Genomic DNA, 21,994 nt, shown 5'->3' on the forward strand with positions numbered 1-21,994 from the left:
CCACAATGATTACTAAACACGAGATCGGGATCAGCCTGTAGCGGGGGTCTTTTGTCATGACCGGAAAATGTTCCCAACAATTCCGGCATTTCCGCCATCCATGGCGGTCAGATGACAAAAGTAGCGCCCATGGACGGGTTTACAGCGCCCCCGCAGAAGGCTGTGCCGATCCAGTCTCGAATTTTCAAGACAACAGTAGATTACCCTGCTGCTTCCAGCGGTTTACCAACGCTGGAACGCCTTCTCCAGCGGTGGTGTTAATTGCCAATACACCTGGCGGGCTGAGCATATCCGCCTCCGGGTCGACCAGTGCGCAGGGCGTGTCGTAGTCAATGTACGAGAGCAGCGAAGCGGCGGGCATAACTGCCAGCGATGTGCCGACGACCAGTAGAAAGTCAGCCTGACTGACAAGTTCACAGGCCTCCGCAAACAGCGGCACCGACTCGCCAAACCAGACCACGTCGGGTCGCAGTTGGCTGCCCTTGTCGCACACATTGCCTAGTTCGATGCCGCCTTTCGGCAGCGGGTAGCGCATGCGCTCATCGATTGACGAACGTGCTTTTAAAATCTCGCCGTGTAGATGTAATACATGGCGGGAGCCTGCACGCTCATGAAGGTCATCAATATTCTGGGTAATGATACTGACGCTAAAGCCGTCTTGCTCCAGGGCAGCTAGCGCCTTGTGCGCCGCGTTGGGCTTGGCACGACGGATCTGATCACGTCGTTGATTGTAAAAATCCAGCACTTGCTGCGGGTCACGTTGCCACGCCTCGGGAGTGGCAACATCTTCGACAGGATGGTTTTCCCATAGGCCGTCGCTGGCACGGAAGGTCTTGATACCACTCTCAGCACTAATTCCCGAGCCGGTAAACACCACCAAATGCGGGCTTGCTGCCATGATGACCTCGTTGTTTATGTTTCACTGTTTCTTAAGTAAGACACTAATATACTAGCTGGCCGATACTGCCCGCAAAACGCTGCTTATTGCGGTAAGGATAAACGTCGATGACACGGCCATCGATGATCGCCTGCTGCAGTTCCAGCCAGTAATCCGGATCAAATAGCTCGGGGTGCTGCGCCATGAACATGTCGCGCAGGATCTTATTAGCAAACATAAAAGGCCCAAACTCCTCAGGAAAAATATCGTTAGGGCCGATAGATAACGTATCACCCCCCTGGAAGTCATTGCCCTGGGATTTGGGTATATGCCGAAAACGGCACTCGGTGAGGTAGCAAACTTCATCGTAGTCGTAGAAGATCACCCTTCCATGGCGTGTCACGCCAAAATTTTTCAGCAGCATATCGCCAGGAAAGATGTTCGCCGCGGCCATTTGCTTAATGGCATTGCCGTAATCCTTAAGCACCGTCTCCTTCTCTTGGTCGCTGCACTGTTCCAGGTAGATGTTCAGCGGCGTCATCATCCGCTCGGTATAGCAGTGTTTGATAATCACCTTATCGTCTTTCAACACAACGGTTGAGGGAGCCACTTCCAGTAAGTGCTCCAGGCACTCCGGCGCAAAATGATCCTGGCGGACAATAAAATTGGAGAACTCTTGAGTATCAGCCATGCGCCCTACCCGGTCATGACGTTTCACTAGCCGATACTTTTCTCGCACTACGGCGTGGGTCACGTCTTTGGCCGGGTCGAATTTATCTTTAATGATCTTAAAGACGGTGCGAAAGCTGGGCAGTACAAACACCGCCATCACCATGCCGCGCACGCCTGGGGCGATAATAAACTGATCCTCGCGCTTAGCGACCTGACGATTCAGTGCCCGGAAAAACTCGGTTTTACCATGTTTGAAGAAGCCGATGGCAGCGTAGAGTTCGCCTTCCGGTTTGTGCGGCATCAGCTGCTGCAGGTAATCGACAAACTCCCTGGGTACCGCTACCTCAACTTGGAAGTAGGCGCGGGTGAAGGAGAAAATAATCGACACCTCGTCGGTTTCGATCAGTACCGTATCCAGGTGTAGGCAAGGGTCGCCCCCCTGCTGCTCACCAAACCCTTCGCCATGGAGTACCGGCAGCACCAGCGGCACCTGCTCGCCGCTGCCCAGGATTCGCCCCACCAAATAGGCGCCTTTATTGCGATAAAAGACGCTATTCAGTAGCTCGATTTCAGCATCACTGGCATTCAAAATCGCCGAGGGTAAGTGCTGCTGTAAGAAGGTGGCGCCGAGATGAGTATCCTGATCTATTTCCGCAAAGCGATTTTCGAAGGGGGCATCGATAAGTGCCCATTTGAGGGCAGCCTGCCAGTCGCCATTAACCTGTTTGCGACGGCATAGGTCAATTCCCGAGCGGTGGGCGGCATCTTCCCGGGAGCTATACACAAACATCCAGTCGTTGCGGATATGGCGATGATGGAAAATAGCGCAGAACAGTGAGTTAAAGAAGGTTTCAGCGAGCTCATAATCGAGTCGGTGGCTGATCAACTCAGCGTAGTGGTTGCGCGCCTCGCGCCAGCACTCGCAGTGAGACACCACCTCGGGATCAAAGGTACGCTTTAAGCGCCCCAGAGTGTCATCAATCTTTTCCTTATAGAGATTGATACGCTCGGCGGATGCCTGCTGCGTTTCGCGCCACGCCGCGTCACGGAAACGACGGCTGGCATCGGCGGTAATCTCCTTAAAACGTGCACGGTACTCATCAAAGCCATGCAAAATCGTCGTCGCTAAGCGGTATGCAGGCGAGTGCTTCACGGGCTGGGCTCCTGTTGATTTGCGCTAGCGTTGCCTAACGGCAAACTACATGCGAGACGACCTTGGTTGGGTAGCCCCAGTTTAGCGCACTGCCGCAATACGTTTGAGCCGTAAGCAAAAAGGCCCCGCGGTGCGGTCAGCGATTAAAAAGCCAAGTTGGTGAATCTCGCTTGGCGTTACTGCCGGGGCGTCACTCAATAGCGTTCCCCGCCTCACCGCTTCAAAAGCATCCCATGAGAAGTACAGCGTCTCCCAGGCATCTTGAGAAGGCGTAAATTTCACTCGGTACGCTGAGGCATTGCCAAGGGAGGTGCTTTTCAAGCGCAGTTGATAGGTACGTCCGTCGCCCCGCACGGTCAGCTCTATGCCCTGGGCATCCGCTAGCGTTGGCTCGAACCCATTGGGCTCGCGGCGAACGGAGGCAAAGCCACCACCGTTTTCAAGCGACACCTCGCCCTGAAAGCGACCTACGCCATCGGTAACGCAAAAACCACTCTTTGAAACGCCACCCATCACGCCATCATCAACGGAGTACCAGCGCTGCTGCTCGCTGGGACTATCAAATGTCAACGCCATGACGACTCCTTATCATTAGCCAAAAAAGCCTCTTTGCCGCTGGGCAAAGAGGCTTGTTCAGCCTAGGCTGATTAGTCTTGTGAATTACAGCTTCGCTGTCGTGACCACAGGATCTGAGTCAATATCATCCAGATCTTCAGGTGACGCGACCACCAACGCAAACTCCTCCTCGGCGGTTTTCGCTACGAGGTGATTCTTGCTGTAGAGGAAGAAGTAGGCTGCGCCAACAATGAACAGCACGATAGTGTAGTTAAAGGCGCGTGGGTCGAAGGCGTATACCCCGGTGAGCGCAACCAGGGAAAGCACCAGTGCAATCCCCGAGGTAACGACACCGCCAGGCGTTTTATACGGACGCGGCAGGTCGGGTTGTTTTACCCGCAGTAGAATATGGCTGAGTGCCATGAGCGCATAAGAGATCGTCGCACCGACCACGGCCATGCCCAGCATCAGGTCGCCTTCACCGCTCAACGACACCAGAAAGCCAAACACGCCGGGCACGATCAGGGCAAGATAAGGCACTTTACGGCCACTGGTCAGCGACAGCGCCTTGGGGAGGTACCCTGCCCGTGAGAGCGCAAACACCAACCGGCTGTAGCCATAAATAATCGAGAAGAAGGAGGCGATCAGCCCCGCCAGGCCCAGTACGTTCACCACGGTTGCCAGGGTCGGATTACCTGCTGCATTCAGCGCATCTACCAGCGGCACGCCGCTTTGACCGATCATCTCGGCGCCCGCGGCACCGGCCAGCAGCACCACGACTAACAGCGCTGTGAAGAGCAGGAACAACATCGCGCCGATGATACCTCTGGGCATGTCCCGAGCAGGATCTTTAGCCTCTTCGGCCGCAAGCGGTACGCCTTCTACCGCCAGGAACAGCCACATACCAAAGGGTAGTGCCGCCCAGACGCCGTACCAACCAAACGGCATAAAGGTGCTCGCACCTGCCGCATCGGTGGGAGCAATATCAAACAGGTTGGCGGCATCAAAATCACCGATCAGTGCGACGGCGGTGGCCAGGATGGCAAACACTGCCAAGCCACTGATGACCATCATGACTTTTAGCGCTTCCCCCACACCCGCCAGGTGAATGCCGATGAACAGCGCGTAGAAAATGAGGTAGACCAGCGGGCCGTTGATACCCAGCAACGACTCTACGGCGGCGCCAATGAAGATCACAATGGCCGCTGGCGCCAGGGCATACTCGATCAATACGGCCAACCCGGTCAGATAGCCGCCAGCAGGCCCCATTGCCTGGCGGGCAAAGCTGTAGCCGCCTCCAGCCGCTGGTATCGCCGCCGACATTTCGGCAAGTGACAGCACCAGCGCCAGATACATTAACGCCATCAGACACGCGGCTATCGCAAAGCCACCCCAGCCAGCTTCAGCAATACCAAAGTTCCACCCGGCGAAATCACCGGAAATTACGTAGGAAACCCCGAGGCCCGCCAGCAGCATCCAGCCAGCGGTGCCTTTGCGCAGTTGGCGTTTTGCCAGGTACGCTTGATCTATCGTTGGTTGTGTCATCGTTTTGCCCTTTCAGTGTGGAACGAAATCGTCGTCAGCGGCGTGCTGTGGTTTACCAACGTTGTTCCGTTTTGTTGTGTGATCGTTGTTATAGGTTGTCGCTTTTTGGGTGACGTTAATCCGCCACCAGGAAGTTACGCGTCGAGCCTGATGCTGAGTCACCTTCCAGCACATCGTCTTCACTGCGGTCTTTCAACTTAACGCCCGACAATTTGAGCTGACGGGCCTCTTTTAACAGCAGAAAGAAGCGTCTGGCGGCCTCTTCCACCTGCAAACCTGCCGGACGCACATTGGAAATGCAGTTGCGTCGATCGTCCTTGAGCCCCGGCTCGGGCGCCCAGGTCATATACAACCCCAAGCTATCCGGCGAACTCAGCCCCGGTCGTTCGCCGATCATGACGAGCACGGCGTCGGCATTGAGCAGTGCGCCAATTTCGTCGCCAATCGCCACCCGCCCCTGCTCGACAAGCGTCAGTGGTGCTAGCTGCCAATCAGCAGCATCGCTGCTCAGCATCTGATAAAGCGCGCCAAGAAACGGAGCACTGTTTTGCTGTACAGCCAACGCAGAAAGCCCATCGACCACGACGATCGCAAGGTCATAGCGCTGCTGGGACGCGGCAGCTTTCTGCAGGTGCTCACGGGTCTCGTCGTTAAGGCGACGGCCATAGTCGGGCCGCTGCAGGTACATGGCACGATCCTGGGCATGGCTGTGCAGGCGCAGCGGTGCCTCAGACAAATCGAGGGCTTGGGTCAGCTCGGAGGCCAGCGCTGCTACATCCAGCGGACAGTGAACCGCATCCTGTGCTTGGGCGTGAGCCAACTGAAACGCCAGCAATTTGCTGGTCGGCAGGCTGACCCCAGCGCGGCCCAGGCCAATTCGCGCGTCGGTAAAGGCATTCAGCCGCTCCCAGGGGTTCTCCACCACGATGGGTGATGATGGATCATGTGCCATGGCGAGGCTCCTTGGGCAGGTGGCGCAGGCTGTTGGCAAAGGCGGCGGGCAGCTGGTCATTGAGCCGGTGGGTGCTAACATCCTGGAAAATCTGCATCTCTTCGAGCCAGCGCTCAAACTCCGGCGCGGCCTTCAGCCCCAGTACCCGCCGTGCATAGAGCGCGTCGTGAAACGAAGTCGTCTGGTAGTTGAGCATGATGTCGTCAGAGCCTGGGATACCCATAATGAAGTTGCAGCCCGCCACGCCGAGCAGCGTGAGCAGGTTATCCATATCATTCTGGTCGGCTTCGGCGTGATTGGTGTAGCAGACATCGCAGCCCATGGGCACGCCCAATAGCTTGCCGCAGAAGTGGTCTTCAAGGCCTGCACGGGTGATCTCCTTGCCATCGAACAGGTACTCTGGGCCAATAAAACCCACCACGGTATTCACCAGCAAGGGCTTGAACTTGCGTGCAACGGCGTAGGCGCGGGCTTCACAGGTTTGCTGGTCGAGCCCGTGGTGAGCGTCGGCAGAAAGCGAGCTGCCCTGGCCGGTTTCGAAATACATCACGTTGCGCCCCACCGTACCGCGATTGAGCGACTGCGCCGCCGCTTCGGCTTCGGCCAGGGTGCTCAAGTCGAAGCCAAAGCTGCGGTTGGTGGCCTCAGTGCCGCCGATCGACTGGAAGACCAGATCGACCGGGGCACCCTGCTCTATGGCTTCCAGCGTATTCGTTACGTGGGTAAGCACGCAGGACTGGGTGGGGATTTGATACTTCTGGATCACTTCATCCATCAAGCGCATCAGCTTGACGCTCTGGGCAACGTTATCCGTCGCTGGGTTGATGCCAATCACCGCGTCGCCACTGCCGTAGAGCAGGCCGTCCAGAATGCTGGCCGCAATGCCGGTCACATCATCGGTGGGGTGATTGGGCTGAAGCCGAGTGGAAAGCCGCCCCGGCAGGCCAATTGTGTTGCGAAAAGCGGTGGTGACCCGGCACTTCTTGGCCACCAGAATCAAATCCTGATTGCGCATCAGCTTGCTGACGGCAGCGGCCATTTCGGGGGTAATCCCCGTTTTTACTTCTGCTAACACCTCACTGGTAGCGTGGTCGGAGAGCAACCAGTTACGAAAATCGCCGACGGTGAGGTGACGGATGGGGGCGAAAGCGTCGGAGTCATGGTCATCGATAATCAGCCGAGTGATTTCATCCTCTTCGTATGGAATCAGGGCTTCATTCAAAAAAGTGGTAAGCGGGAGCTCGGCGAGTACCATCTGGGCGACCACCCTCTCTTCGGCACTCTCCGCCATTACTCCGGCCAAACGGTCGCCTGAACGGGGCGGCGTGGCTTTAGCCATCAGCTCTGCCAGGCATGCAAAGCGATAGCTGCGACTCCCCACCGTCGTGTGATAGGTCTGCGCCATGGGGCTATCCTTTTTTATTACGATGGCTGTTGTTGATCGCGTTGACATCGCGCTGAAGTACAAAACTTGCTTGTTTCCACCATAGCGTTATCAATAGAGAGGGAGTATCAAGTTTTGGCAAACTCACTAACTTTCGCTTTACTCAAGTAAATACAAAAAGTTAAGGCGTTACATAAATTATGATTAGCCAACTTATCACTGCGAGGAGCGCTTCATGACCACGCTCGACAGCTCATTTGCACCAACAAGGTGCATTCAAGAGGCCTTTGATGCCGATGAGCACGCGCAGAACCTGACGCGATGGCAACAGGAGTACGATCAGCTCAGCCCAGGGAGTTTCTACGGGCGGCTGGATGAGGTGGCACTGGAAACCATGCAGGTCTTCAAGGAGCATACCGGGCAAGCGCTACGTCAGGACTGCCGGGTATGGCCTGAGTCGCTGTGGATCGGTATTCCCACTACCCATCAAGGCTCGCGCATCAATGGACAAGCGCTCAGTGCGGGCGAGGTGATGTGCCGCCCGGGTGGACGTGATTTTGAACTGGTGACGCCGGAAGGATTCGACATCTATGGGCTGGTGATCCAGTTGCCCGCCTTGACGGCGGCAGCCAAGCGGCAGGGGGTCAGCCTGGATACACACTGGCACGCCATGCCCCGTCGCCAAGCGGCCGGTGACACCCTGCGCGCCGTGTCGTTCCTCATTGAACGTCTACTCACCAGTCAGACGCTGTCCATCGCCAGCCATATCCATCAAGACATTCTGCTGATGGCGCTACTGGAGTTATTGCAGGTCAAGCAGCCCAGTGCTGAGCTGCCACCCAGCTATGCCCATCGCAAGGAAGTGGTTGATCGCGTCAAGCGCTACGTGGATGAGCATCTGGAAGGCCCCGTGACGATGGAGGAGCTTTGTCAGCTTACCCACGTTAGCCGCCGCACACTGCAGTACAGCTTCACCACCATCCTGGGCATCAGCCCGCTACAGTTCTTACGCCTGACCCGGCTGAACCGCGTGCGCCGGGCGCTGCGGGCGGCATCTCCGCAACAATCGGTCACGGAAATAGCCACCTACTGGGGTTTTTGGCACTTGGGACAGTTCGCCCACGACTACAAGCAGCAGTTCGGAGAGAGCCCATCGCAAACGCTCAGTGCGAAAACGTTATAAGCGAGTCAGTGATAGCGGCAATACAAGCCAGCCTCTCAGCCGGCCTGATTAAATGCGAGAGTAACTAAAAAAGACCGTCAGCTTAGGGCTCTAGTTGAAGGTTGGGAGGTGCTTGGATTCACGGCCTGGCAGACCACAGTCAAACCAACTGTGATGTGCCTTGCTGTCTTCCCAAACGTGGTAGTGCAGTTGCGACATCATCACCGGGTCATCTAGAAAATCCAAACGCTCCAGCTTACTCATTGCCGCAGGCCCCATCCTGACTCCGCGTGCAACCCGCTCGGCCCGACGTTGGCGTATTGGCTCGGCATCGGTATGCCGTGATGTGCCTAAAGCAGTAGCCAACGCATTCGGCACAGGATCTACCACCATTTGGGCAAAAGACGGCGCCGCCATTCCGGTATTCATGTGGGAAAGCAACCTCACCATGCGCCGCAGCACACGGGGCGGCTGTGTTTCTTCGGGGATCCGGAAAAGCCGCTTTTGAAAGCAGAACCACCCTAACGAGACACGGCTCGACAGTGCCGATACCGGGATAGACAGCATCAAAGCGACGACGATGGGCGAGAGCCACCACAGAAATGTAGGCTCCATAACGTAAACACCCGCTGCCCACACAGCCCCTATTAGGGTTTGACTCCAATGTGCGCGGAACGCATCCCCCCACGTCGTGTCGCTATTTTCACGTGATGGTGAGCGCCATTGAACCGCCCACCCCATCAATGACGTCAGTACAAAGCGGGTGTGAAACAGCATCCTTACCGGCGCTAATAGCATCGAGAATAGCGACTCGAGAATCATACTTTCCAATACCTTGAGAGGCCCGCCAAATTGACGACTCCCCTGTATCCACAGCAGCAATACGCTGAGTAGCTTAGGCAAGAACAGCAGTAACGCCGTCACACCAAACAACCCCACCGCTAAGGTTGGATTCCATTGTGGCCAAACAGGAAACAACATTCCCGGCTCAGGAAAGTAGTCGGGCGTGCTAAAGGTATGCACTGCTAAAAGCGCGGTCGAAAGCACTAAAAAAAGACACCATAGCGGCGCGGAAAGATAAGACATTAAACCGGTCAGGAAAACGGCACGGTGGACGGGGTGGATGCCTTGCGAGAAAAACAGCCGGAAGTTCATCAAATTTCCGTGGCACCAGCGTCTGTCGCGATTGAGTTCATCGAGCAGGTTAGGTGGCATTTCTTCAAAGCTGCCTTCCAATTTGTAGGCAATCCATACCCCCCAACCGGCTCGCCGCATCAGCGCCGCCTCAACAAAATCATGGGATAGTATCTCCCCAGACATCGAGCCTTTACCGGGCAGTGGCGCCAGGATGCAGTGCTGCATAAACGGGGCGAGGCGAATGATCGCGTTATGACCCCAGTAATGCGACTCGCCCAGTTGCCAAAAATGAAGCCCGGCAGTAAACAGCGGTCCGTATACCCGTGTCGCAAACTGCTGCATCCGAGCGTACAGGTTGAGGCGCCCCGAAGCGCGTGGCGCTGTTTGGATAATGCCAACCCTGGAGTGCACCTCCATCATTTGCACCAGCCGGGTAAGGCATTTGCCGCTCATGACACTATCGGCATCCAGCACCACCATATAACGATAGAGCGCTCCCCAGCGGCGGCAAAAATCGTCAAGATTACCGCTCTTGCGTTTGACTCGACGCTGTCGGCGGCGATAGAAAACCTGACCGAAAGCATCCAGATCACGACACAACACCAGCCAGGCATAGGTTTCTTGAATGGCAATATCGGGATCGGACGTATCGCTCAGAATAAAGATGTCGAAATGCCGGTCATTACCCGTACTGCGCAGGGATTCCAGGGTGGCGCGCACCCCGGCAAAGACCCTGGCAACATCCTCGTTACAGATTGGCACCAATAGCGCTGTGCGTGCCTCATCATCAATCGGCTCGTCGCCCACCTTGCTGTCAATGGCGTAGCGGTCATGGCTTCGTAATAGCTGAAAAAACCCCATCAAGGCAGTCCAAAACCCGGCGGATACCCAAGCGAATAGCAATACAAATAACGACAGGATAGCTATCTCAAGCCACTGCAGGCCCTGGCCGGGGAGGACAGTACGCATCTGATTGGCAGCGATGATACTTTGACCGAAAATCAGCACTAGCAAAACCCAGCGTCGCCTAGTGGCGACCCACTTCCAGGACGCGGAGGGTGACTCTCTTCTGCGCCGACGAAAATCACCATTTGCCCAGCGCTTGAAGCGGCGACCAATATTCACGAAAGGATTGGTCGACCACTGCTGGGGCGCCAACGGCGTTCGCTTCATCGGTGGCGCAGTTTGCAGGCGGGTAATACCGGAGGTGTCCGTAGACAGCACGTCTGGCGGCGCTAGCGGCGGCTCTGCATAGGCAAGCGCCAGGCGCCGACCTACTGACAGCGCTGCAGGATCACTATTGTCACCTCTCTGCCAATTACCATCCCCATCACTATCCTCGCTCAACGCAGCGTGTAGCGACGCCATGTCGTGCTTATCAAGATCACCGACCAGTAACTTGTAGCGCTCCTTACGATTCTGGGTCTCCAACGCCAAGCGCTCTAAATAAATATCCGTTGGCGTTGCCTGCGATGAAGACATCATTTCAGCCATTAGCAGGCAGCCTGTAGTACCAGGTTTCGGACATTTGCTTGCCATCGAGCATTAGCTTGGCCCTGATATCCAAGGGCTGGCTGCCATTATTCCGCTTCACATTGACAAATACACGCCAACCGTTGGTCGCTGGGTTATGAACAACGCGGCTAGTCGCCAATTCTCCATTATCGCCCACGCTTGCCTCAACGGTCATATTTGCATCGCTGCCGATACCGGAAAGCGAGGGCCCGATAAAATCGAGGACAAAAGCGAGTGTCCCGTCGGGCTCGCGCACTAGGTTATCGCGCATCACCTCTCCCCGTGAGCGACGTGTTTCTTCAACCCAGGCAAGCTGAGGATCAAGGTGGCGGCTTTCATTGGTTGTGAACGTAATACGGTAATCGAATGCCAGCGGTGTTCCCGGCTCATGGGGTTCATCAGACAGCCACATCGAGACGATATTATCGTTGGTCTCGTTGTCAGTCGGAATCTGAATCAGCTCAACGCTACCCGCCCCCCATTCGTTTTGTGGCTCGACCCAGGCGCTTGGGCGCAGATCATAACGTGCGGCAATATCCTGATAATCGCTAAAATTGTGGCCACGCTGCATCAAGCCATAACCGCGTAACTGAGGTGTTGCATGCCTATTCATCATCAATCTGGCCGGATTGGCTAGCGGGCGCCACAGCCAGCCATTCTGCGCATCATTGATCAAAAGGCCATTAGAATCATGGATTGCCGGGATATAGTGTTGTGTCGAAGAGGGCTGCTCTGGGCCGTAAAGATACATGCTGGTGAGTGGAGCTATCCCTAGTTTCTCGACAGCCCGACGCAAATATAACCGCGACTGTACGTCGACTATAGTGTCTTCTCCGGGACGCAGCACGAAGCGGTATGCACCGGTCACGCTAGGTGAGTCAAGCAGTGCGAAAATAGTCAAGTACTGGCTTTCCGGGCCAGGTTCGACGATCCATATTTCCTTGAAGCGAGGGAACTCCTCGCCCGAAGGTAGCCCTGTATCAACGGCAAGTCCTCGCCCGGAAAGCCCATAAACCTGCCCTTCGCCAATAGCGCGAAAATAGCTAGCCCCCAGAAAGACCATCACCTCATCTTTGCGATCACCTTCATTGAGTGCATGGTTGATCCTGACCCCGGCAATACCAATGCCATCGCTATTCTTCACTTCGTCGGAGATGCCTAAATCACCGTAGGTAAAATCATCCGGATTATAGGCAAAGCCATGTACCCCCCCCTCCTGATCAACGCTGTTTAATTGGATGGCACTGTCATAATGCATACCCTCATGGATAAAGCTCAGGGTGAACGGTGCGCCTTTACCGCTCCACACATCGCGATCTCGCTTGAACTGTATTTGCGAATACTCCATATAGCTGAGTTCGCGCAGCTCATCAGGCAAAGATGTTTCCGGGGCTCGGTAGCCCTGTTGGGCTAGTTCCTCTGCTTTTCTAGCGACATCATCGAAGCCAAATGCAAAAGCCTCAAGAGGGATGCTTCCAACCAGCAGGCCACCCAGAACGGCGACTGAAAAAAAACCTTTGCAGCTTGAAAATTTACTTAACCGGGTCGATCCACTCATTTAGCGTCATGCTCCTGTACAATCCTTTGACTAAATTCAAATTCGCTTACTTGCCGAATCGACATACGAAAGAGTCCATTCGATCAGCTAAATGCGTCCTTTTGATTTTCTCACCATCCTAAAGCGCGCACCTCGAGCGTATGTGAAGATGAGGTTACGTTTTAGGTATAGCATGAGTCTAGACTACTTGGCACCCCGACTAACCGGGCTTTTTGAAAGGGTTGAGGCTAAAATTAGAATGGGCTCGATTCGTTGAACCGGGAGAACAGGCGCTACCTTAAGCTTATTGTCTATTATAGATAGCAGTTTGGTGGGCGCCCTTCAAAAACGCTCAATGCAAAAACGACCTACTTACCTAGCGCAGCCAGCGCTGGGCAAACTCTTTAGCTGCCAATGGCCGATCAAAGTAGTAGCCTTGGCCCTGGGCACAGCCCATTGCAAGCAATGCGTTAATCTGGTTTTGGTTCTCAATCCCTTCCGCAATGGTTTCAAGGCCCAGCGTGTTTGCCATGGCAATGATCGTTGCCACAATGACACGGTCGTTGTCGCTGGTGAGCATATCGCGGACGAAGGAGATATCGATTTTAATTTTATCGGCGGCGAAGCGCTTTAGGTAGGCAAGCGACGAATACCCGGTGCCAAAGTCATCAATGGAAAGCCCTAACCCTTTGCTCTTTAACACTTCGGTCATAGCAATCGCTTTTTCAGGATTCTCCATGATACCGCTTTCGGTAATTTCCAGGCTAAGTTGTGACGCCTCAACGCCAAAGTCGACACAGCAACCGAGCAGGCCAGTCACCAAATCATCCTCTTCAAACTGCTGGGCGGCAATATTAATCGCTAACTGGCCAGGCATAGAGCGCCCCTGCTCTCGCCATGCGGCAAGTTGCCTGCAGGCTTCCTCTATCACCCAACTGCCGAGCGCGACAATCATGCCGCGCTCCTCGGCAATAGGAATAAATTTACCCGGTGAAACGTCACCCAGTTCCTCATCGTGCCACCGACACAGCGCCTCAGCGCCAATTAACTGGCCGGTGTGCAAATCTACCTGGGGCTGAAAGTGCAGGCTCAGCTGTTTTTCGGCAATGGCGGACGCCAGGCGTTTGGCGATATGCAACTGTTCAGCCACAACGCGCCCCATCCAGGGTTCAAATACACATACGGGAAGCTTTTGCCGCTTGGCTTGATGCATGGCAATGTCGGCGTGTTTCAACAGCTCTAATGGCATTGCCGCATGCTGAGGATATAGCGCCAGACCGATTCCCACAGAAAGCTCAAAGGAGTGTTGCTCAACAATAAACGGTTGCGCGATACTGTCGCACAATTGCTGAGCTGTGGCTAACGCGCTGCTTGCCTCAACACCAGGGCAAACCACCACAAACTCATCACCAGCTAAGCGTGCTAAATACTGTCCCTCCGTCAACGAAGCTGCAAAGCGCTCGGCCACGGCCTTTAGGACTAAATCGCCCAGGTCATGCCCAGCGGTATCATTGATCTCTTTGAAATGATTAAGATCCAGTAGCAATAGCGCCAATTCAGTGGTCTGCGTATCGGCGACCACTCGCTCTAAGTGGAGCATAAAGGCAGCACGGTTGGGCAATTGAGTCCCCGAATCAGAAAAAGCCAATTGGCGAATGCGCACTTCGTCTTGTTGGCGTTCAAGCTCTGAAGCGGCCCGCGCAGCAAATATCTGCAAGACATTGCGCACAACATCCACATCGTCCAGCGGCTTCTTAAACATGACGCCAATAAGCCCCATCGGCTGACCATGGCTATCATCCAGCCGCCGCCCAACATAGCCGTTTACCCACGAAAGCGCCCCGTTGGTTTCAGCAGGCAGCCTAATGGCGGCACCCTCGTGAACGATACACTCTTGCTCCACCATTACCTTATGGCAAGGAACGCCGGGAAGATAATAAGCAAAATTATCCTGGCACTGACCATTTACATACAGCGTTAAGGTATGCGCGATATCGGAATCCTGCTCGTCCAGTAGCGCTATAAACCCCACTTCAGCGGATAACGCTTCGGCCATATGGGCGGTTAGCCGGCGCAGAAACGCTTCGCCATTCTCAGCTGAGACCGCAGTTGCCAAGCTAACAACGGCGTGTTGAAAGCGTTGCTGCTCATTAATGGTGTTGATCAGGGCGGTGTTGTGTCGACCAATGCGCTGCAACGCCTGCTGTTTATATAACAGACGTTCGCGCGTTTGGCTTTCTGCTAACTGACGCGCCAACTCTGCGCCAGCCAACGCCGCAGAGATACGTAACACTTCATCGGCATAAGAAGGAAGCTCCAGGACGGATGAGTGCATTAGCGCAATAGCCCCCAAAAAGCCGCCACCAGGCGCTGCGATGGAGATACCCAAATACCCCTCAACGCTCAGGGAGTCCAGCCGCTGATCATCCGGGAACTGCTGACGAGCAGAAGCAGGCACAAACAACCGTGAGTGTTCCGCGACCTGTTGGCATGGCGTGCTTTGTAGTGAATACGGAGCTGTCTCAATGAACTCACCCTGAGACCACGCTGCCAATGTGCTCACAGTGCCCTGGCGGCTATCGACATATTCAACAACGGCATGATCAACGCCAAGGATACCCGTCAGGGATCGCACAAGGTGTTGAAAAAAGCCCTCTTCACTGACGCAGGTCAACTTATCCGCCAACTGTCGAAAAATCTCTGGTGCAGAAGTAGGGAGCATGTTATTAAGCGCCTTCGGATTTACACATCAAGCTTCTCTCCCGCTCTTGCTGAACAGTATTTAAAAAAACGCACCGATCCGCCGCATAAACGCCATTCGGTAACCGATCAACGACTAAAGTTTATAAACGCCTAAAGCTTACAAAAGAAAAACCACCCAACATTCAACACCTCACAATCTTCTTTCATAAGCTTTTAAACAACCTTCAAACAACCAACCAAAGCAACTTGAACATTAACACTGAAAACATATTGATAACTTACACTACTAAAGCTGCCCTCAGTTATATGCTTTATAGCTTCGGGCATTTCCACCTATCACACCTATGCTTTTTATTTTTTTTGGCTACCCAATTAAATCATTACCCCTTAATTACACATTTCACGGCGTAACCAAACGAAACAAAAAGTAACTAAAGGCATCCAAATCAACCTTAGAAGATGATATTCAACCTAAACAGTCCTTCATGTCAATAGGTCGTTCCTCAACCATCTAGGTCTAATGGAGGACATTGTGAATAAAACAGAACAGAAACGGCTTGCAGGCAGTATCGGCCGGGCAATTGCCAAACAGCGGGTTCGCAGTCAATTGACCCAAGAGGAAGTTGCTGAGCGCCTAGGTGTTGGTAACGAAGCCGTTTCGCGCATCGAGCGCGGGCGGGTGATCCCCAACATTGTGCGCTTAATAGAGCTTGCTGAAATTTTCAACTGCGAGGCAGCTGAGTTATTTGGGCAAGCCAGTTTTCATATCGATGATCAGTCAAGCAGAATGAAACAGCTTTTAGAGCCTTTAAATCAAAATGATCGACAGCTAGTTATCGATATTGTTGAAAGCTTAACTACACGCCTACAAAAAGGGTAATCAAACACAATGACAAAATCTTATCTCTACAACTTTAAGACCAATCAAAAATTACTACAAAAAATCAACCAAAGGATCACTATAATGTTTGCTATTTCATAAACCCCACACAATAAATTTGATAAGGTGATAATATTAGCCATATAAAATAAATCATCCAACATGAGCACGCTTTATTGGTTGAATGATTGCTTTCATGCTATAGGTAGTCTGATGTAAATAGTCGACACCCGGCATTCAGCAATCGCAGCGTTGAGCTGCAAAGGGGCGTTATGTTCAACACCACCGCGTGGAATCGCCTTCGCTACACCGTTTACGCACCTTTCTACGATGCGGTCGCCGCCCGTGCGTTTCGTAGGCCACGGCGTATTGCGCTTGGACAAGTAGATTGGGAGCCTGGTATGCGGGTGCTGCTGGTAGGGGCTGGCACAGGGTTAGACCTGCCTTTTCTGCCTCATGACATCGAATTGCACGCCACCGATATCGCTCCGGCCATGGTGAAGCGCACGGCAAAAAGAGCCGAGGAGCTTCGCCACGATGTGGAATGTAGTGTGATGGATGCCGAGGCGCTCAACTACCCCGATGAGCACTTTGAGGCCGTCATCATGCATCTGATTATTGCGGTAATGCCTGATCCACAGCGAGGGCTTGCCGAAGCGTACCGCGTGTTAAAACCCGGTGGGCAGCTGTGCGTAATGGATAAGTTCCAGCCAGACGGTCAATCTGTGGGCGCGGGCCGACGTCTTCTGAATGGAGTCACATCGGCACTTGCCACCGACATTACACGCCAAGCACAGCCACTGCTCAGCGAAGCTGGGTTTCAGATTCACCACGACGAACCGGTGCTAATGAATGGTCTGTTCCGTGCACTCCTGGCCGTCAAGCCCGATCCGTCTAGCCGCTAAGCGTGTGACTTTTTACCGCTACGCACAGGCTAGCGATTGCTAATCAAACTATCTAAGCTGTCTGGCTAATTTACCGATACCACTCGGATTCAAGTCAATGACAGTCCACTCCTCTAACCGCACCGGCAAGCTGCTTTTTGCCCTGCTTAGCCGCTTACACCTATATATTGGCCTCTTCGTCGGCCCTTTTATTCTTATCGCGGCACTGTCTGGTATCGCTTACTTGCTTAGCCCACCACTTGAAGAGTGGCTCTACCATGACACCCTGTATGGCGCTACTCAGGGCGAGCCTCATTCACTTGCCGAACAGATCACTACGGCCCAGCAATACCTGGGCGAACCAACCCTGCCCAGCGCGGTGCGCCCTGCACCGGCGTTAGGCGACACCACCCGACTCATGTTTAGCGAGCCAGGGCTGGGGCCTTCTGAACATCGGGCGCTGTTTGTCGATCCCATTACCCTGAAAGTGACCGGTGATACGACGGTTTACGGTACCAGCGGTATTTTACCGCTGCGCACAGCGATCGATCATTTTCACCGCCAGCTGTTAATGGGCGAGACGGGGCGTCTCTATAGTGAGCTGGCTGCCTCATGGCTTTGGCTTGCCGCGCTGGGTGGCATAACGCTGTGGATTCGCCAACGCCGCACACTGAAAGCACTGTCAGGCGCCCACACCACACGCCAGCGCCACGCAACACTAGGCGTAGTGCTTTCCCTCGGGTTGCTGTTCTTTTCGGCAACGGGGCTCACTTGGTCACAGTGGGCAGGGAGCAATATTGCGGAACTTCGTCATGCCTGGGGCTGGGGCACGCCAAGTGCCTCAACGGCACTGATCGATACCGATAGCCAGGTAGCCGATGAACATGCTGAGCATCACGGCCATATGGCAATGGTGGCCACGTCTATCACGTTAGAGGACTTTGACCGGGCGCTGAGCGCTGCTCGTAAGGCGGGGCTTAGCGCAGCGCGCATCCAACTAACGCCTCCGAGCAGTTCCCAGGAGGCATGGCGGGTAGCGGAAATTGATCGCCAGTGGCCTACGCAGGTAGACCAGGTGGCGCTGCATCCGCAAAGCATGGCTGTGACCGATCAAACCGACTTTACCACCTTCCCACTAGCCGCCAAGCTTACCCGCTGGGGGATTGATCTGCATATGGGCGTACTGTTTGGTATCGCTAATCAAATAGTGCTGGCGTTGATCGCCGCGGGGCTTGTGACGCTGATGGTGTGGGGTTACGTAATGGCGTGGCGGCGGCTACGCACGGCGAGTGGTCAGCGCTTCCCAACGGTGACTGAACCCTGGCTAATGCTTCCGCTTACGACCCAACTCGGCGTGCTGTTCGTCGCTATCACGCTTGGCGTAGCACTGCCCGTACTGGGTGTAAGCCTGGCGATTTTCATCGTGATTGATGCGCTGCGCTGGTCTATTAAAAAGCGCTACACTGCCCGCAGACTTAATACCCACCAATAACATACCTTGAGGTGAACGATGCCAAAAGCCCCCGTTAAGCGCTTTCGCCGCTTACCCGATGACGAACAGTCACGCGTTATAGAAATGGCCTGGGAAGACCGCACGCCGTTTGAAGCGATCGAAACGCTGTTTGGGCTTGCCGAGCCCGATGTGATTGAGGTGATGCGCCACCAGCTTAAACCCGCCTCGTTTCGCCTCTGGCGCACACGTGTCACCGGCCGCGCCACCAAACACCAAGCTCTGCGCTCGCCGGATGTTCTACGTGGATATTGCCCAACGCAATATAAGCGCTGAAATCCACTAGGCTTTGTACGAAAACTGACTCGACCTCCTCTGAAACAAATCTTCCTCTAAGCACCTAAATTGTTATATTATCACATAACATAAACCCATTTAGAGGTGCCCTAGCAATGACCGCATTTTCTCCCCTGCCTGTGACGGTGCTCTCGGGCTTTCTAGGTGCCGGTAAAACCACCGTTCTCAATCATATTCTCGCCAACCGTGAAGGCCGCCGCGTCGCGGTCATTGTGAACGATATGAGCGAGGTAAATATCGACGGTGCACTGGTGCGCGGTGGCCCTGGTGAGTCGACGCTGGATGGTGATGTTGCTCTGAACCGCTCTGAAGAGCGTTTAGTAGAGATGAGCAATGGCTGCATCTGTTGCACCCTGCGCGAAGACCTGCTGGAAGAAGTCAGCCAGTTGGCCCGGGAAGGCAAGTTCGATTACCTGGTCATTGAGTCCACCGGGATTTCCGAACCGCTGCACGTGGCGGAAACCTTCACTTTTGAAGATGAAAGCGGCCAGAGCCTCTCCCACGTCGCCCGGCTGGATACGCTGGTCACCGTCGTTGATGGCGCCAACTTTCTTGAACAGTACCGCGAAGCGCAAAGCCTCGCCGAAGCGGGCGAAAGCTTAGGTGAGGATGACGAGCGCAATGTCGCCGACCTGCTGGTCGATCAAATCGAGTTTTGTGATGTGCTGCTGATTAGCAAAACTGACCTGATCAATGAGAAAGAGTTGGAGGCGCTGAAGGCTATCCTGCACTCGCTGAACCCCGACGCGGAACTGGTGCCGATCACTCAAGGCGGCGTGCCGCTCGATAAAGTGCTGGATACCGGCAAGTTCAATTTCGAGCGCGCCCAGCTGGCACCAGGCTGGCTAAAAGAGATGCGCGGAGAGCATGTGCCAGAGACCGAAGAGTATGGGATTGGCAGCTTTGCTTATCATGCCCGTCGCCCCTTTCATCCGCAGAAATTCCACGATCTGTTGAATCAGGAGTGGTTTGGTAAAGGCCTTTTGCGCTCGAAAGGCTTCTTCTGGCTGGCCACTCGCCCTCAAGCCGCCGGTCAGTGGAGCCAGGCAGGCGGCATCGCCCACCACGGCCCTGCAGGCGTGTTCTGGAAGGCGATTCCCGAGGAGCGTTGGCCAACAGACCCTGAAACGCGTCAGTTTATTATGGAGAAGTGGCAGGAACCGTTCGGGGATATGCGCCAGGAGCTGGTCTTTATCGGCCAGAACCTGGAACAAGATAAAATGCGTGAAGCGCTGGATGGCTGCCTGATAAGCGAAGCGGAACTACTGCAAGGCATGAACGCGTGGAAGAAACTGCCCGATCCATTCCCGTCCTGGGAATAAGTAAGAGCTAATAACGCTTAAACGCAAAGAGAGGCCGCAGCCTCTCTCTTTTTTACTACCTGCACTTTTCTTGCTAAACGCTCTATTGCAACATGCTGGGCAACCAAGTCGCCAGGCCCGGAAACACTATCAGCACTGCGACCAGCAGCATCGAACAAAGAATGTAGGGAATCGCTGCCGAGTATATTTCTCTCATGGTAGTACCTGCCGGTGCGACCCCTTTCATGACAAACAACAAAAGACCCAAGGGCGGCGTTGAGAAGCTAATTTCAAGCGCCAGTAGAACAACGATACCGAACCACACCAAATCAAACCCAAGCGCCTGGGCGAGCGGGAAAAAGATCGGCACGGTCAGCATCATGATAGAGATCTGCTCCATAAAGGTGCCCAGTACCAGTAGAACAGCAAACATTGCCAGGAGCATCAGAATCGGCGACAGATCAAAGCTGGTTGCCCAGCCGATCAAACCACCCGAAGCGCCTGAGAAACCAAGCAACTGACTGAAGGTAGCCGAGCCAAACACGATCAGGTAGGCCATCAGCGTGACTTTTAATGCCCCGGTGACCGAAAGTTTAAACGCCTCCCAGGTCATGCAGCGGAAAATAAACGCCAGGATAATCACACCTAGCGCGCCAAAGGCTGCAGCCTCTGACGGCGTGGCAAACCCAATCAGCATTAACGTGACGATAATCACCATCACGCTGAGCATGGGTAGAATATCTGTCACAATCAGTTTGAGCTTCGCGCTCATCGGCACCGGCTCAAGCTCATAATTCGGGGCGGCCTGAGGATCCAGCTTGGTCTGAATAAAAATGGTCGCTATATAGAACCCCGCCAGCGTTAGCCCCGGCAAGATACCGGCAATAAGCAGCGCGCCAATATCCACTTTTGCCAAGGTTGCTAACAACACTGCCAGCGCAGAAGGCGGAATAATAATCGCCAGGCCGCCAGTGCCCAGAATCGGGCCAATCGCCATTTTCTTTTTATAGCCCCGCCGCTCCATTTCTGGCACCAGTAGCGAACCCATTAATGCCGTAGAGCCCATGGAGGAGCCACTGAGAGTGGAGAAAGCCGTCCCACCCACCACTGTTACGTAAGATAAACGCCCCGGCACCTTGCCCATTAGCTGGTCAATAGCGTTGAACATTTTCATGCCTAGACCAGTGCGGAAAAACAGCTCGCCCATCAACAGAAACAGCGGGATGGGCACCAAATTAAAACTGGATAGTGCGCCGAAACCGTTGTTGAGCATCTGCAAGATGCCGGTTTGGCCGCCCATAAAGTGCCAGGCACCAATCACATTGGCGGCCAAAAAGGCCAGGGCAATGGGGGTGCCAATCGCCATAAAGATCAAAATCAACGAGAGCAGGAAAGCGAGCGCAAAGTACCATTCCATTATTCTTTAATCCCCGCTTCGCCGCTGTGAAGAATTTCATGGCCCACCACAAAGCGGCCAAATTCGATCGCCATCAGGGTAAAGCTGATGGGGAAAACAATGGTCAGTATCCATTTCGGCACAAAGAAAGCCCGCACGTCATAGTCAGTGCGCTCGATATTAAGCAGCACCAGATCAAGCCCCTTCCACGCCAGCACGCCGCACACCACGACACAGAGCAGCGCTACCCCTCGGCTGAGGATATTTAGCGCTGCTGGCGGCAACACCGAGGTCAGTAGCTCAATATGCACATGCCCTTTTTGGCGCACCAGCCAGGGAGCCCCGAGTAGAGTGAGGTAGAACATGGCGTACTCGGTGGAGAGAAAAAACCATGCAGAGGGCTGAAGACCTAAGTTACGAATCACCACCGAAAGCACCACCGCCACCATCAGCCAAACCAGCATGATGGCGGCCAGCAGGGCCATGCCGTTGAGCAGCAGCAGATAGCCGCGTTGTGCGTAGCGCATAAAAAAA

Annotated in this window: 17 protein-coding genes; 6 read left to right on the top strand and 11 right to left on the bottom strand. The window is 54.4% G+C overall.

The genetic code is table 11. From position 1 onward, the window contains the following. Positions 1-184: 184 nt before the first annotated feature. From HZS52_RS00975 to HZS52_RS01000, 6 genes are all read right to left on the bottom strand, one after another. A complete protein-coding gene (locus HZS52_RS00975) occupies positions 185-898 on the bottom strand; it encodes an SIR2 family NAD-dependent protein deacylase (RefSeq protein WP_009288380.1) in 714 nt (237 codons plus the stop codon). Between the two features lie 43 nt (positions 899-941). Further along, positions 942-2,702, bottom strand: coding sequence for a bifunctional isocitrate dehydrogenase kinase/phosphatase (gene aceK / locus HZS52_RS00980; RefSeq protein WP_190374008.1), 1,761 nt, complete (start codon positions 2,700-2,702; stop codon positions 942-944). A gap of 81 nt (positions 2,703-2,783) precedes the next feature. After that, positions 2,784-3,278, bottom strand: coding sequence for a CIA30 family protein (locus tag HZS52_RS00985; RefSeq protein WP_022520108.1), 495 nt, complete (start codon positions 3,276-3,278; stop codon positions 2,784-2,786). 84 nt (positions 3,279-3,362) lie between these two features. Beyond that, the gene (eat, locus tag HZS52_RS00990) at positions 3,363-4,802 is read right to left on the bottom strand and encodes an ethanolamine permease (RefSeq protein ID WP_009288378.1); all 1,440 of its coding nucleotides are present in this window, start codon (positions 4,800-4,802) and stop codon (positions 3,363-3,365) included. 115 nt (positions 4,803-4,917) lie between these two features. Continuing rightward, positions 4,918-5,754 carry an ethanolamine ammonia-lyase subunit EutC gene (eutC, locus tag HZS52_RS00995; RefSeq protein WP_190374009.1) on the bottom strand — a complete coding sequence of 279 codons (837 nt, stop codon included), beginning with the start codon at positions 5,752-5,754 and terminating at the stop codon, positions 4,918-4,920. Further along, positions 5,744-7,159: an ethanolamine ammonia-lyase subunit EutB gene (locus tag HZS52_RS01000; protein ID WP_027957818.1), complete on the bottom strand. Its 1,416-nt coding sequence runs from the start codon at positions 7,157-7,159 to the stop codon at positions 5,744-5,746. The genes eutC and HZS52_RS01000 overlap by 11 nt, the downstream gene beginning before the upstream one ends. A gap of 214 nt (positions 7,160-7,373) precedes the next feature. Here HZS52_RS01000 and HZS52_RS01005 point away from each other — a divergent pair, with 214 nt between their 5' ends. After that, positions 7,374-8,321 carry a helix-turn-helix domain-containing protein gene (locus HZS52_RS01005; protein WP_009288377.1) on the top strand — a complete coding sequence of 316 codons (948 nt, stop codon included), beginning with the start codon at positions 7,374-7,376 and terminating at the stop codon, positions 8,319-8,321. Positions 8,322-8,411: 90 nt separating this feature from the next. On the opposite strand, the gene mdoH is transcribed toward HZS52_RS01005, so the two are convergent. From mdoH to HZS52_RS01020, 3 genes are all read right to left on the bottom strand, one after another. Further along, positions 8,412-10,931 carry a glucans biosynthesis glucosyltransferase MdoH gene (gene mdoH / locus HZS52_RS01010; protein WP_190374010.1) on the bottom strand — a complete coding sequence of 840 codons (2,520 nt, stop codon included), beginning with the start codon at positions 10,929-10,931 and terminating at the stop codon, positions 8,412-8,414. Further along, entirely contained in the window at positions 10,924-12,510 is a 1,587-nt protein-coding gene (locus tag HZS52_RS01015; RefSeq protein WP_051052184.1) for a glucan biosynthesis protein G, read from the bottom strand. Before HZS52_RS01015 ends, mdoH begins: the two co-directional genes overlap by 8 nt. 355 nt (positions 12,511-12,865) lie before the next feature. Further along, complete coding sequence (locus HZS52_RS01020; protein ID WP_190374011.1) at positions 12,866-15,211, bottom strand: putative bifunctional diguanylate cyclase/phosphodiesterase; 2,346 nt, start codon at positions 15,209-15,211, stop codon at positions 12,866-12,868. Between the two features lie 513 nt (positions 15,212-15,724). Between HZS52_RS01020 and HZS52_RS01025 the strand changes: the two genes are divergently transcribed. The 5 genes from HZS52_RS01025 (at position 15,725) to zigA (ending at position 20,085) form a co-directional block, all read left to right on the top strand. Then, positions 15,725-16,072 (top strand): helix-turn-helix domain-containing protein, encoded by a 348-nt coding sequence (locus HZS52_RS01025; RefSeq protein WP_022520115.1) that lies wholly within the window; start codon positions 15,725-15,727, stop codon positions 16,070-16,072. A 272-nt stretch (positions 16,073-16,344) separates the two neighbouring features. Then, entirely contained in the window at positions 16,345-16,977 is a 633-nt protein-coding gene (locus HZS52_RS01030; RefSeq protein ID WP_190374012.1) for a class I SAM-dependent methyltransferase, read from the top strand. 97 nt (positions 16,978-17,074) lie between these two features. After that, a complete protein-coding gene (locus HZS52_RS01035) occupies positions 17,075-18,448 on the top strand; it encodes a PepSY-associated TM helix domain-containing protein (protein WP_190374013.1) in 1,374 nt (457 codons plus the stop codon). A gap of 18 nt (positions 18,449-18,466) precedes the next feature. Then, a complete protein-coding gene (locus HZS52_RS01040; protein WP_138800445.1) occupies positions 18,467-18,742 on the top strand; it encodes a TIGR03643 family protein in 276 nt (91 codons plus the stop codon). 116 nt (positions 18,743-18,858) lie between these two features. Beyond that, positions 18,859-20,085 (top strand): zinc metallochaperone GTPase ZigA, encoded by a 1,227-nt coding sequence (gene zigA / locus HZS52_RS01045; RefSeq protein ID WP_190374014.1) that lies wholly within the window; start codon positions 18,859-18,861, stop codon positions 20,083-20,085. Positions 20,086-20,167: 82 nt separating this feature from the next. On the opposite strand, the gene HZS52_RS01050 is transcribed toward zigA, so the two are convergent. Together HZS52_RS01050 and HZS52_RS01055 are read right to left on the bottom strand one after the other, a co-directional pair. Further along, complete coding sequence (locus HZS52_RS01050; protein ID WP_022520119.1) at positions 20,168-21,481, bottom strand: TRAP transporter large permease; 1,314 nt, start codon at positions 21,479-21,481, stop codon at positions 20,168-20,170. After that, positions 21,481-21,987 carry a TRAP transporter small permease gene (locus HZS52_RS01055; RefSeq protein WP_138800442.1) on the bottom strand — a complete coding sequence of 169 codons (507 nt, stop codon included), beginning with the start codon at positions 21,985-21,987 and terminating at the stop codon, positions 21,481-21,483. Before HZS52_RS01055 ends, HZS52_RS01050 begins: the two co-directional genes overlap by 1 nt. Between the last annotated feature and the right edge of the window lie 7 nt (positions 21,988-21,994).

The organism is Vreelandella titanicae, assembly GCF_014697095.1.
In the GTDB taxonomy this organism is placed as follows: domain Bacteria; phylum Pseudomonadota; class Gammaproteobacteria; order Pseudomonadales; family Halomonadaceae; genus Vreelandella; species Vreelandella titanicae.